The 13075-nt window shown below is 33.3% G+C and carries 10 protein-coding genes; 8 read left to right on the top strand and 2 right to left on the bottom strand.

What is annotated here, in order from left to right:
* Positions 1-150: 150 nt before the first annotated feature.
* The 6 genes from H0I26_RS15135 (at position 151) to H0I26_RS15110 (ending at position 7628) form a co-directional block, all read left to right on the top strand.
* Complete coding sequence (locus H0I26_RS15135) at positions 151-1458, top strand: TolC family protein (protein ID WP_218699825.1); 1308 nt, start codon at positions 151-153, stop codon at positions 1456-1458.
* A gap of 80 nt (positions 1459-1538) precedes the next feature.
* Positions 1539-2615, top strand: coding sequence for an efflux RND transporter periplasmic adaptor subunit (locus H0I26_RS15130; RefSeq protein ID WP_218699824.1), 1077 nt, complete (start codon positions 1539-1541; stop codon positions 2613-2615).
* A 229-nt stretch (positions 2616-2844) separates the two neighbouring features.
* Positions 2845-6039, top strand: coding sequence for an efflux RND transporter permease subunit (locus H0I26_RS15125; RefSeq protein ID WP_218699823.1), 3195 nt, complete (start codon positions 2845-2847; stop codon positions 6037-6039).
* Between the two features lie 320 nt (positions 6040-6359).
* Positions 6360-6569: a DUF2892 domain-containing protein gene (locus H0I26_RS15120; RefSeq protein WP_101018974.1), complete on the top strand. Its 210-nt coding sequence runs from the start codon at positions 6360-6362 to the stop codon at positions 6567-6569.
* Positions 6570-6656: 87 nt separating this feature from the next.
* Positions 6657-7211, top strand: a complete 555-nt coding sequence (locus H0I26_RS15115; protein ID WP_218699822.1) for a YeeE/YedE family protein — start codon at positions 6657-6659, stop codon at positions 7209-7211.
* A gap of 3 nt (positions 7212-7214) precedes the next feature.
* Positions 7215-7628, top strand: a complete 414-nt coding sequence (locus tag H0I26_RS15110; protein ID WP_218699821.1) for a DUF6691 family protein — start codon at positions 7215-7217, stop codon at positions 7626-7628.
* On the opposite strand, the gene H0I26_RS15105 is transcribed toward H0I26_RS15110, so the two are convergent.
* Together H0I26_RS15105 and H0I26_RS15100 are read right to left on the bottom strand one after the other, a co-directional pair.
* Positions 7625-8746 carry a PepSY-associated TM helix domain-containing protein gene (locus H0I26_RS15105; RefSeq protein WP_218699820.1) on the bottom strand — a complete coding sequence of 374 codons (1122 nt, stop codon included), beginning with the start codon at positions 8744-8746 and terminating at the stop codon, positions 7625-7627. The two genes, H0I26_RS15110 and H0I26_RS15105, sit on opposite strands and share 4 nt — an antisense overlap.
* Before the next feature lie 61 nt (positions 8747-8807).
* The gene (locus tag H0I26_RS15100; protein ID WP_218699819.1) at positions 8808-11234 is read right to left on the bottom strand and encodes a TonB-dependent receptor; all 2427 of its coding nucleotides are present in this window, start codon (positions 11232-11234) and stop codon (positions 8808-8810) included.
* Positions 11235-11824: 590 nt separating this feature from the next.
* Between H0I26_RS15100 and H0I26_RS15095 the strand changes: the two genes are divergently transcribed.
* Both H0I26_RS15095 and H0I26_RS15090 read left to right on the top strand, forming a co-directional pair.
* Entirely contained in the window at positions 11825-12406 is a 582-nt protein-coding gene (locus H0I26_RS15095) for a Crp/Fnr family transcriptional regulator (protein WP_317618200.1), read from the top strand.
* Between the two features lie 60 nt (positions 12407-12466).
* A complete protein-coding gene (locus H0I26_RS15090) occupies positions 12467-13045 on the top strand; it encodes an NAD(P)H-dependent oxidoreductase (RefSeq protein WP_218699818.1) in 579 nt (192 codons plus the stop codon).
* Positions 13046-13075 lie beyond the last annotated feature (30 nt).

Below are 13075 nucleotides of genomic sequence, written 5' to 3'. Positions count from 1 at the left end.
TACGTGATAATTGTCAGTGTGTATGCTTTTTGTTTATTCTAAATTTAGAGCTATTAATGATATCTTAATTCAAATTACTTTTCTTAAGTAACCTATGTTACTGACTAAAGTAAATTCCTGAACTATTTTTGTACTGTAAATTAATGATAAATGAAAAAACACATATATATAGTCGCTTTACTTTTTGTTTTCAGTATGTCTGTAAAAGCACAAGACTTGGTGCCCATAGCAAAATCTGATGTTTTGTCAAAAGTATCTGATAATAATACTAGTATAAAAATTTCTGAACAAGATTTTAACGCAGCTAGAGCAGACTACAGACAAACTAATGCTGTGTTTTTGCCAAACATTACAGCAAGTCACACTGCAATGGCGACAACCAATCCTTTAATGGCTTTTGGTTCTAAATTAAATCAGGAGATTTTAACTCAGAATGATTTTAGTCCTGCGTTGTTAAACGATCCTTCTCAAATTGAAAACTACGCAACCAAATTCGAAATTCAGCAACCATTAATAAACTTAGATGGTATTTACCAACGTAAAGCTGCTAAGTCTAAAATGGAAGCCATGTCTTTAAAAACAGAACGTACACAAGAGTATTTAATGTTTGAAGTAGATAAAGCCTACATGCAATTACAATTAGCATATAAAGCAGTTATTGTTTTAGAAAAAGCGTTAGAAGCTGCAAATGCTAATAAAAAATTAGCAGACGATAGTTTTAAACAAGGGTATTTACAACGTGCAGATGTTTTGAATGTTGAAGTGAGAGTAACTGAAGTTCAAAATCAGTTGCAAACCGCTAAAAGTAATGTGCAAAATGCGTCTAATTATTTGTCTTTTTTAATGAATGATGAGACCTATGTCGTTTACACTCCAACAGATGAATTAACCATTGCCTCTTTTACTTTAGAGGATAAAATGGTGTCTGAAAATCGTTCAGATATTAAAGCCATGCAATTATCAACCAATGCTTATGAAGCGATGAATAAAGCAGATAAGATGGCGTTTTTACCTCGTTTAAATGCATTTGGGAGTTACGAGTTGTATGATGATAAAATTTTCCAAGGTGATTGTAATGGGTATTTATTTGGAGCACAGTTAAGTTGGGATATTTTTAAAGGCTCAAAACGTTTTGGAAAAGTACAAAAAAGTAAAGCCGAATTTGAAAAATCAAAGCTAGAATACAAGCAATATGTATCACAAAGTAATTTAGAATTAAACAAAGCAAAGCGTGCGTTTACAGATGCTGACAATAAGTTGAAATTAACAACTCTAGCATTACAGCAATCTGAAGAATCTTTAAGAATTAGAACCAATAGATTTAAAGAGGGTTTAGAAAAAACATCAGATTTATTAATTGCCGAAACGCAATATGCACAAAAGCAATTGGAATACTACCAAACTATTTTTGAATATAATTACACACAAGCATATTTGCAATTTTTAACTAAAGAATAAGACCTCTCGACTGCGCTCGAGGAGACAAAATGTTGTCAGTTTGAGCGCAGTCGAGGACTAAATAATAAACAAATCAAAAAATGAAAAAAATATATACAATCCTAACACTTTCTATAGCTCTATTAGTCGCTAGTTGTGGTAGCGAAGACAAAAAAATAGTTGTAGATAATTCGCCAACAATTAGTGTGAAAACGAGTCAAGTTGCAGCAAATACCAACAGTCCTTTTTTATCTGTAAGTGGAAAAATTCAAGCCACTAATAGTGCAGATTTAAGTACTAGAATGATGGGTTACGTTAATAAAGTGTACGTAAATGTTGGAGATAAAGTACGTAAAGGACAATTATTAGTATCAATTAATAATAGCGATTTACAAGCTAAAAGAGCTCAGGTTAATGCGGGGATTACAGAAGCTAATGCCGCTTTAAATAATGCACAAAAAGATTACAACCGTTTTAAAAATTTGTTTGCCGATAATAGTGCCTCTCAAAAAGAGATGGATGATATGACTGCAAATTTTGAAATGGCAAAAGCTAGAGTAGAGGGTGCCAATCAAATGAAAAACGAAATTAACGCACAATTTGCTTACAGTAATATTACTGCACCTTTTAGCGGAACGGTGACTAGTAAAAATGTGGAAGCTGGTAATATGGCTAATCCTGGTGTACCATTAATAAGTATAGAAACACCTGGGAACTTTGAAGTGATGGCAATGGTACCGGAAACTGAAATTTCTGATATTAAAACAGGAACTACAGTAGATGTTTTGGTGAAATCGATTAATAAGACCTTAAAAGGAAAAGTAAAAGAAGTGAGTACTTCTGCTAAAAATACTGGAGGGCAATATCTAGTAAAAATTGATTTAGATAAAACAGAGGCTAGTATTTTGTCCGGTATGTTTACAACAGTGCAATTTCCTGTAGAAAGAAAAGCAACGTCATCCATGGTTTTAATACCAAATGAAGCCATTGTAACTAATGGACAATTATCAGGAGTGTACACAGTAAGCCAAAGCAATACAGCATTATTACGTTGGTTACGTTTAGGTAGAACGTTTGGTGATCAAGTAGAAGTATTATCTGGTTTAAATACAGACGAAGCATACATTGTTTCTGCTGAAGGAAAATTGTTTAATGGTGCGAAAGTTACAATTCAATAACTAATAAGTCGCGTTAAGGATAGAAACGACATCCTTTTTTACTTAATAAATAAGTAGTCATTACGAGGAGTGCAACGACGTGGTAATCTCCCAATCGATTAAGAGATGGCCACAGTAAATAAAAAATTTACTTCGTAATGACAGATAAAAAAGATACAGTGGATAGCCTGTTAAAACGCCCAAAATATAAAGATTTCCATTGTCATGGGAATGAAAAAAAGTAATAATTATGAAAGAAGGAATCGCAGGTAAAATTGCCAAAGTCTTTATGCAATCGAAGCTTACAGTGCTTTTGATGATTGTATTTATGGTGGTTGGTGTGTACAGTTCGTTTTTAATTCCGCGTGAAGAAGAACCGCAAATTGATGTCCCTATGGCAGACATTTTTGTGGGGTATCCTGGCGCAAGTCCTACGGAAGTGGAGTCGCGTGTGATTAAGCCTTTAGAGCAATTAATTTCGAATATTAAAGGTGTGGAATATGTGTATTCTACATCTATGAAAGAGCAAGGAATGGTCATCGTACAGTTTTATGTTGGCGAAGATATTGAGCGTTCTTTTGTAAAATTATACAACGAAATTAACAAGCACATGGATCAAATGCCAGCTGGTGTGACATTTCCGTTAGTAAAAACTAGGGCGATTGACGATGTACCAATGTTGGGTTTAACGTTATGGAGTGAAAATTATGACGACTACCAATTAAGTCAAATGGCTTTGGAGTTGGAAGCTGAAATTAAAAAAGTAAATGATGTCGCGACGACACATAAAATTGGTGGTAGAGACCGTCAATTACGTGTGGTTTTGGATAAAGATAAATTGGCTGCAAGTGGCTTGGATTTCTTGTCGGTTTCGGAAATGATTAAAGCAAATAACAGCCAATTAAGTGCAGGTAGTTTTGATAAAAATGATACTGAGTTTTTAGTAAATACAGGCAAATTTTTAGCATCTGTTACTGATGTGGAGAACTTGGTGGTTGGTGTGCAACAAAATCAACCAATATATTTAAAGCAAGTCGCTAAAATTATTGATGGACCAGAAGTACCACAAAATTATGTGAGTTTAGGATACGGAAAAGGAAGTGTAAAATCGGCTGATTATAAATCGGAATATCCTGCAGTGACCATTTCAGTTGCTAAACGAAAAGGTGCAGATGCCATGAAACTTTCTGAAATTATTATTGATAAAGTGGCCCATTTACGTAGCACTTTAATCCCTGATGATGTACATGTGGAAGTGACTAGAAATTATGGTGAAACAGCGTCTCATAAAGTGTCGGAATTACTATGGCATCTTATTGGGTCTATCTTTGCGGTAACACTTGTCGTGATGTTAGCTATGGGTTGGCGTGGTGGATTGGTTGTGTTTTTATCGGTTCCAATTACGTTTGCTTTGACCTTATTGAGTTATTATATGATGGATTACACGTTAAACCGAATTACTTTATTCGCTTTAGTATTTGTAACAGGAATTGTCGTCGATGACTCGATTATTATTGCCGAAAATATGCACCGACATTTCAAGATGAAACGTTTGCCTTTTAAAGACGCTGCCTTATATGCGATTAATGAAGTTGGAAACCCAACGATTTTAGCAACATTTACAGTTATAGCATCTGTTTTACCTATGGCATTCGTCTCTGGATTGATGGGGCCATATATGGCACCAATGCCAATAGGAGCGTCTATTGCAATGATATTATCGCTATTTGTAGCTTTAACTATTACACCGTATTTAGGGTATATATTTTTAAGAGAAAAAGATAAAAAAGGCGCAGAAGAGAAACCAGAAAAACCAGTTGAGGAGACGCTTATTTATAGAGTTTACAACAAATTTGAACGTCCTTTATTAGAAAGTAAAGGAAAACGCTGGCTGTTTTTAGGATTAACTTTTATGGTTTTAATGGCGACAATGGTTTTGTTTTTTACTAAATCGGTTGCAGTAAAAATGTTGCCATTTGATAACAAGAATGAGTTTCAAGTAGTTATTGATATGCCAGAAGGGACCACATTGGAACGCACAGGAGTAGTCGCTCAAGAAGTATCTCAGTATTTATCGACTAGACCAGAAGTGGTTAATTATCAAAATTACGTGGGTACATCTGCACCAATAACCTTTAACGGTTTAGTCCGTCATTACGATTTGCGTGGTGGAAGTAATATGGCAGATATCCAAGTAAATTTAATTGATAAAGGCGAACGTGATATTCAAAGTCATGGCATTGCTAAAGTAATGCGTCCAGACATTCAGAAAATTGCTGCTAAGTATAATGCGAATATAAAATTGGTAGAAGTGCCACCAGGACCACCTGTATTATCAACGATTGTTGCAGAAGTTTATGGGCCGGATTATAACGAGCAGATTAAAATAGCCAATGGCGTTCAAGATATCCTTAAAAACACAACTGATGTTGTGGATATTGATTGGATGGTTGAAGCCGATCAAACCGAATATCAATTTAATATAAATAAAGAAAAAGCCATGTTATATGGTGTTGCGCCACAACAAATTGCGTATACCATGAATATGGCATTGTCTAACAGAGCCATCACAAATTTATATGATGAAGATGCGGTAAACCAAGTCGGTTTGATATTGGCTTTAGATGAAAAAGAGAAGTCTACAATTAGTGATATTTCGCAATTAAAAGTAAAATCGAAACAAGGGAATATGGTGCCTATTGCAGATTTGGTAACTATTACGGAAACGATAGCTGCAAAAAGTATTTATCGTAAAAACCAAAAGCGCGTGGTTTACGTGATGGCAGATATGGCTGGAGAATTAGAAAGTCCTGCATATGCTATTCTTGGAATGGAAGAAAAGTTAAAAGAGATTCTGTTACCAAAAGGCTACGAGTTAAACGAAATGTATTTAGGTCAGCCAGATTTTGAAGATAATTATACTGTAAAATGGGATGGTGAATGGCAAATTACTTTAGAGGTATTTAGAGATTTAGGTATTGCCTTTTTAGGAGCCATTATTTTAATATACATTTTGATTGTAGGCTGGTTCCAAAATTTTAAAGCACCAATTGTTATGATGGTTGCGATACCATTATCGTTAATCGGAATTATACTAGGACATTGGATAATGGGAGCGTTTTTTACCGCAACGTCGTTTATTGGTATGATTGCTTTAGCAGGAATTATGGTTCGGAATTCGGTATTACTTATTGATTTTATTAATATAAGAACAGCAGAAGGTGTGCCACTAAAACAAGCGTGTATTGAAGCAGGCGCAGTGCGTACAACGCCAATTTTATTAACAGCAGGAACGGTTGTTATTGGAGCATTTGTGATACTGTTTGATCCGATTTTTCAAGGATTGGCGATATCATTAATGGGAGGGACTATTGTGTCTACTGTATTGACTTTATTGGTTGTGCCTCTTGTTTATTATATGATAGAGAAGAAGAATTATAAATGATTGGGTTTTGAAACACATTCAGGATGAGGTTTAGTTTATAAATAGAATGAAGGAGAGGGGGTATAAATAATGTGATTCTGAAATTAGTTCAGAATGACGTGAATGTTAAGTTTAAAATTATTTGATTTTACGACACGTTCGGAATGCCGTTTAGGTTATGAATAGAATGGAGGAGAGGCGTTGTAAATAATGGGATTCTGAAACACGTTCAGAATGACGTGAATGTAAATAAAGCAGCGAAGTATTATAAATAATGTGATTCTGGAATGAGTTTAGAATGACGAGAATGTTAAGTTATAAATTTAAAAAAAAGAGTAAAGATGTTAAATACATATTTTAGAGTAATTGTTGGTGTAATGGTATTATTAAGCGTGGTGCTTTCCGTTTATGTAAGTCCAAAATGGATGTGGTTTACCGTCTTTATTGGCGTCAACTTAATACAATCTGCTTTTACAAAATGGTGCTTGTTAGAAACAATTTTAGTAAAATTAGGAGTTAAGAAGGGGAGTGCAGGATGTGCTATTAAATAAATATATTACCCTATAGGTTTAGTATTCTTTTAAGTATAAAAGTTTCCATAGTTTAATTATAGCCTTTACTTTTGCCGAAATTAAATTATGGAATTTTTATTACAACCGTGGTCCTGGTTTTTTTCTGGCTTTTTAATTGCTTTTACCATGCTTATTTTACTGCTAATGGGAAAGCGATTTGGAATGTCTTCAAATTTAAGAACATTTTGCGCCATTTGTGGTGGTCGAAAAGTGAGTCAGTTTTTCAATTTTAATTGGAAAAAAGATAGTTGGAATTTATTTGTGGCTTTAGGGGCTGGAATTGGTGGTTTTTTAGCTGCAAATTTTCTGTCTAACGGCGCAATGCCAGATATTAGTCAATCGACAAAATTAGGTTTAAAAGAGATTCAGTTTTCTTCAGATAATGGGTATTTACCTAAAGAGTTATTTTCAATAGAAGCCTTACAAGACCCTAAAACAATACTATTATTAGTTATTGGAGGTATTTTAATAGGTTTTGGAACGCGTTATGCCGGAGGTTGTACTTCTGGACATGCTATCTCTGGACTTAGTAATTTACAAAAGCCATCCTTAATCGCAGTCATTGGATTTTTTATTGGCGGACTTATCATGGTACATTTAATATTCCCTTTAATCTTTTAGACAATGAAAAAACTAGTTTATATTTTTATCGGTGTATTTTTTGGAGTAATCATGTACAAGTCTGAAGCTGCCTCGTGGTTTAGGATTTATGAGATGTTTAGGTTTGAATCTTTTCATATGTATGGTATTATTGGTACAGCTTTGGCTTTTGGTATCTTATTTATACAGCTTATTAAACGGTTTAATATCAAGTCCATTGATGGAGAACCCATTGTAATCCCTAACAAAGAGAAATCATTTTATCGCTACCTATTTGGAGGAATCATTTTTGGATTAGGTTGGGCGCTTACAGGTGCTTGTCCTGGACCATTGTATGTTTTATTAGGGGTTAGTTTTTTACCTATAAGCATTGTGATTGTGTCAGCAATAGTAGGGACTTTTTTATATGGTGTATTAAAAGATAAATTACCTCATTAATTGTTTTTTTTATAACGTCGTCCATACCATAGTAAAGTACCTGTAACAGGTAAGCTTGCCGTTAGTAAACTAATTATAAATACAATTATTTTACCAATAAGACCACCAATAGCCCCTATGTGTATATCATAATTCATTCGTATTAGTTTATCAGCAAATTTGGCGTTTTTGTATTTACCATAAATACTGGGTGTCTCAATTTCCTGGAGTGTATTTTGATCAAAGAATCTAAAGTCCGCATCGTAATGTAAGCCTTTACTATTTCCTACTTCCACGTATATGCTTGTTGTGTCAGATTCGGGGTAATGCAATTCAAAACTTACAGCTTCGGGATTTGCTTTTTTTAGCAATGGAATTAATTTGTCTATAGGAAGGATACTAGTGTCTTTATCTTTTAAATCACTCTCATTTTCTGGGATATTAAAGGATACAGATTTGTTTCCACCTACAGATTTATAGGTCACGTACATCAACCATTTATAGGACATTAAAGAACCTGTAAAAGCAATAATTAAAGCTAACGAGCAGATATAAAAACCGATCACAGAATGTAAATCGAAGTTTTTACGTTTCCAACGTGTCGTTTTTTTCCAATCAAACGTTATGCGTTGTTTTAGGTTTTTGCGTTTTTTTGGAAGCCATAATATAAAGCCCGAAATTATAATTATAATAAAAAGTAAAATAGACACGCCAACAACTTGTTCTCCTATGGCTTTTGGTAACCATAAACGCATATGTCCTTTTAAAATAAAAGCAAAAAAACCGGTCATATGGTTGTCTACTTGGATAATAGCACCAGAATAGGGGTTTAGAAAAATACTTTGATAAAATTCAGGTTCTGCATCATAAAAAATAACTTCTACAGCAGCATTACCTTTTTTATAAAGCGTACCATGTATTGTGTTTTCGGGAAAAACTTGTTGTGCAATCGCCTTAGCTTCGGTTGGTGTAATTATAGTGTTTTGTTCAAAATCTACTGTTTTGTAGTCGTCATATAGGCTTTCTATTTCATCTCTAAACGCCCAACAACATCCTGTAATTGCTACTATAAAGACTACGATACCTGTTACTAGACCTAAAATTTTATGTAATGTTAAAATCTTTTTTTTAAACGACATAGTGTAAAATATTAAAAGGGAAACCGATATGATTTCCCTTAATTAAAAATTAGTAGTTAGATTAAAATTTATAAGCGATATTGGCAAGTATAGCTCTTGTTGTCTGAGGAGTTATCGTACTCCAACCTTTAAAATAGGCTTTGTCAGCTAAATTATTAGCTTTTAAACTCACTCTTATTTTTTCTATATCATAATAGATTGAGGCATTAAAAATGGTGTATGCTGGTAGAATAAATTCGCCAACAGATGGATAACCGACCATCGTGTCATAAGCTCCAGAACCATTAAAACCAAATCCAACACCAAAGTTTTTAGCAAAACCATCTTTAAAATTATAGTCTCCCCAAAAGTTATAAGATATTTTTGGTCCGGCTTGTTCAAACCTGACATCCACTAGGTCAGGTCTAGAGTCTGATGCTGTTACTTTAGCATCGTTATAACTAAAACCTCCACGTAAGTTTAACCCGTCAATAGGACTAGTATTTATTTCAATTTCAAGACCTTGACTATTAACCGTTCCGTCTTGTACTTTACCTGCTCCAAATCCCATTATTTTATCGTCTACAGTGATGTTATAATAACTTAATGTCGCATTTAATTTGTTATTAAACAGGTTTGTTTTAACACCAAATTCTATTTGATTGGCACGTTCTAGATCGTATGATTGTAGTATAACACCAGCAGTTGGATCTGCACTATCTATTGGTAGTATTTCGGGATTGACGTAAGAAAACCCATTTTGATAATTAGCAAAGACTGACAGTTGATCTAATATTGGTTGAAATACAACCCCAAATTTAGGCGATAATGTAGATTTAGTATATTCTTGTAAATCATCTGAAGTATTATTAGCATCACCTTCATACTTAAACCTATCATAACGTAGACTGGCCATTAACGATAATTTTGGTGTAATATTTATAATGTTTGAAGCGTAAGCACCTAAAACACTTTGGTTAGTATCTGTATTTATATTACCTGAACCACTCAAAGCAGCATCAATACTATTGGCGCTTATTGGTAACCCATTTAAAATATCACCTTGTGCCGTGACGGTTTGTGCGTAACCCCAGTTTGAACTTTGATCAATAATCCTAGTCTCTAAATAATCAACACCAATTAATAATTTGTTTTGTAATGTTCCAATTTTAAAGTCACCAGTAAAATTTTGCTGTAAGTTGAAAGTCTTTGTTTTAGCATCTGTGTCTTGAACATAGATATCAAAATATGGATTAGCAACAGGAGCACTTGGATCTGACCAGTCAGCAGAATTCCATAAATACGTATAATATCCATTGGATTTTGCAATACCACCTGCTAATATAGATTGTGATGACCAATTATCTGAAATTTTATAAGCAATTTCTCCTCTATAGTTTTGGGTTAAATTTTCAATACTAACAGTGTTACTTGTTAAAGATTTATCATAATCATAGTTCAATTCGTCTAGGTTATTAAACGCTAAAGGAGCAGATCTATTTAAGAATAAAAAGGGTTGATTGGTTTGTTCATTTGAAGAGGCTTCATATGAAAAATTAAACGTTAAATTATTGTTTGCTTTATACGAGATAGAAGGCGCAATAAAAACAGATTTTTTAAAACCAGCATCTTGAAAACTATCTTCTCCTTGATAGCCTGTATTTAAACGTAATGAAAGCTTTTTAAAATCTTTATCTGTCACATTTACATCTGCATTAAATTGCGTAAAACCATAGGAGCCACCAGTTACAGAAATAGCACCTCCTGTACCTTGGTAAGGTTTTTTAGTCACAATATTAATAAGTCCTCCATAAGAGCTGACTGTGCTTCCAAATAGAGTAGCAGAAGGCCCTTTGATAACTTCTACACGCTCAACATTGGACGAATTGATAAAACCATTTGTAATGCCAGGAACACCATTTACTAGTTGAGGTTGTACAGAAAACCCTCGTAAAGAGTAATAACCAGCACCATCACCACTTCGGCCCGTTGACGACCATAACTTGTCAACACCAGCTGCATTTTTTAAGGCATCCTCAAAATTTGTAACTAATTGCGATTCTAATAATTCTGTTGTAACCGTACTATAGACTTGTGTGTTTTCTAAATCTTTAAGGGGTAATTTGGCCACGTAAGCCGTCTTTTTTCTTGAAAACTTGTTTTTACGTGTCCCATCAATAACAATTTCGGATAATATTTCATTTCCTTCAAACAGAATGATAGTACCAAGTGATTTTGTGTCGTTATTAGTTACAGAAAAGGGTATTTCTTTTGTTTTATAACCTAAATATGATATAGATAGTAAATACTCACCATCCTCAATATTTGAAATATTAAAAGCTCCTTGTGCATCTGTTTGAGCACCTTGGTTAGACTTGTGGACAAAGATATTTACTAGTTCTAGGGGTGTATTAGAGTTATCATAAACAACACCTTCAATACTGTTGTTTTGTGCATTCACAAAATTAAAGAATGCGGTTAGTGTCAGTGAGAGTAATAGTTTTTTCATTGTTTTTATTTAGACTAAATATAGATAGTTTGTTTTTGGCAAATGTAGAACACACATATTGAATAAACAAGTTATTTATATTAATTCTAAATAGTTTTTTTGCAGGCGTATTTTATGTGTGCCATATAGGGTATTACATAAAATCTAACCTGAATATAAAGCTTGGTAATTGGGTTGCTTTAATCGCTTGGTTTGGTTGTTATAAACGGATAGCATTTTCCGTGATTGTTGAAAAAGCGTCGGATCAAAGTATTACCGTTTGAGTAACAGTAAAACGGTGAATCAAACTAATGCTGCGAGTTACTTATTGTACATTTTTTTGAAAAGAATAACTCAAGAATACTATGTTTTTTAACGAGATATTATACCGCACTTATTTTCTCAAAATGAAGTGTGGTGTAATAGTCGGCAAATTGAAAGTCTTAACTTTTAGTCACTAGTCTTCTTCAAAAAAAATACGTAGTTCTACGTATTGTAAGACAACTTTATAAGTTGTAGCTTAGCTTTTTAAAACCGAAATCAGGAACAAAAGTTCCGCATATCCCGTAATATTTAAGGGTTATGTGGAACTTTAGTCACCATATAACTAGTTGGCAGTAATTAAAAAAATGAGGAAATACCTACAAACATTTGATATTTTAACCGAAAAAGAAATTGACTTTTTTGAGAGTAAAGTTCGAAATAAGAAATTGAAAAAAGGCGATTTTTTCATCAAAGAAAATCGAGTATCCAAAGAAGTAGCGTTTGTTGTTTCTGGTTTGTTTAGGTCGTTCTATTATTCGTCATCTGAAGAGGAAGTTACCTATTGTTTTACCTTTTCAAATTCTTTTGTAAGTGCTTATTCTTCTTTCTTATCCCAAACAAAAACAATTGAAAATATTCAGGCATTAACAGATATAGAATTATTAACTATATCAAGAGAAGAAATTTTAATTTTAGAGAAATCGAGTACAAATTGGCTGAAATTTTTCAAATTAATTGCTGAACAAGAATACATCAAAATGGAAAAAAGAGTTTTCTTGTTGCAAAAAGAATCCGCAGAAAAAAAATACAAAGATTTACTAATAAATCAACCTGAATATTTACAATCAATTCCCTTAAATTTTCTGGCTTCATATTTAGGAATTACCCAAAGACATTTAAGTAGAATAAGAAAAACGATTACGAATTAGACAAATGTCCTTTTAAAAAACTAACAAAGTATTGTTCTTTGCACAAAACAAAGAACAAATATGAAACAAGTATTAATAATAAATGGACATCCTGACAAAGAGAGCTTTAATTACGCATTATCGGAAGCTTACATAAAAGGAGCAAATAAAACAAATTCTATAATATCTCAAATTAACATTGCTGAATTGGAATTTAATCCTAATCTGCAATTTGGTTATCGGAAACGAATGGAATTGGAATCTGATTTAGTTTTAGCCATAGAAAAAATTAAAAAGGCAGACCATATTGTTTGGGTATTTCCAATGTGGTGGTATGGATATCCTGCATTAATGAAAGGATTTATCGAGAGAACATTTCTGCCAGGCATCACCTATCAACCAATTGAGGGAAAAGCATTGCCCGAAAAACTACTGAAAGGAAAATCAGCACGACTAATTATTACGTCAGATACGCCAAAATGGTATGACTTTTTGATAATGAAAAGTCCGACAATAAACCAATTAAAAAAGGGAACATTAAAATTTTGTGGAATAAATCCTGTGAAAATAACTTATATTGCCTCAATGAAAAATTCAAATTCTAAATTTAGAGAAAAGTGGCTGAATAAAGTAACATTGTTAGGCGGAAGCTTAAAATAACTACTGCCAACAAGGTATAAAAAACATAGG

The organism is Olleya sp. HaHaR_3_96 (genome assembly GCF_019278545.1).
Lineage (GTDB): Bacteria > Bacteroidota > Bacteroidia > Flavobacteriales > Flavobacteriaceae > Olleya.
This window is presented reverse-complemented; position numbering and strand designations above follow the sequence as displayed.

Excerpts from the sequence above, each read along its gene's own strand:
- H0I26_RS15120 (WP_101018974.1), top strand. The coding sequence starts at position 6,360 with ATGTTAAATACATATTTTAGAGTAATTGTTGGTGTAATGGTATTATTA.
- H0I26_RS15115 (WP_218699822.1), top strand. The coding sequence starts at position 6,657 with ATGGAATTTTTATTACAACCGTGGTCCTGGTTTTTTTCTGGCTTTTTA.
- H0I26_RS15130 (WP_218699824.1), top strand. The coding sequence starts at position 1,539 with ATGAAAAAAATATATACAATCCTAACACTTTCTATAGCTCTATTAGTC.
- H0I26_RS15125 (WP_218699823.1), top strand. The coding sequence starts at position 2,845 with ATGAAAGAAGGAATCGCAGGTAAAATTGCCAAAGTCTTTATGCAATCG.
- H0I26_RS15110 (WP_218699821.1), top strand. The coding sequence starts at position 7,215 with ATGAAAAAACTAGTTTATATTTTTATCGGTGTATTTTTTGGAGTAATC.
- H0I26_RS15090 (WP_218699818.1), top strand. The coding sequence starts at position 12,467 with ATGAAACAAGTATTAATAATAAATGGACATCCTGACAAAGAGAGCTTT.
- H0I26_RS15105 (WP_218699820.1), bottom strand. The coding sequence starts at position 8,746 with ATGTCGTTTAAAAAAAAGATTTTAACATTACATAAAATTTTAGGTCTA.
- H0I26_RS15100 (WP_218699819.1), bottom strand. The coding sequence starts at position 11,234 with ATGAAAAAACTATTACTCTCACTGACACTAACCGCATTCTTTAATTTT.
- H0I26_RS15135 (WP_218699825.1), top strand. The coding sequence starts at position 151 with ATGAAAAAACACATATATATAGTCGCTTTACTTTTTGTTTTCAGTATG.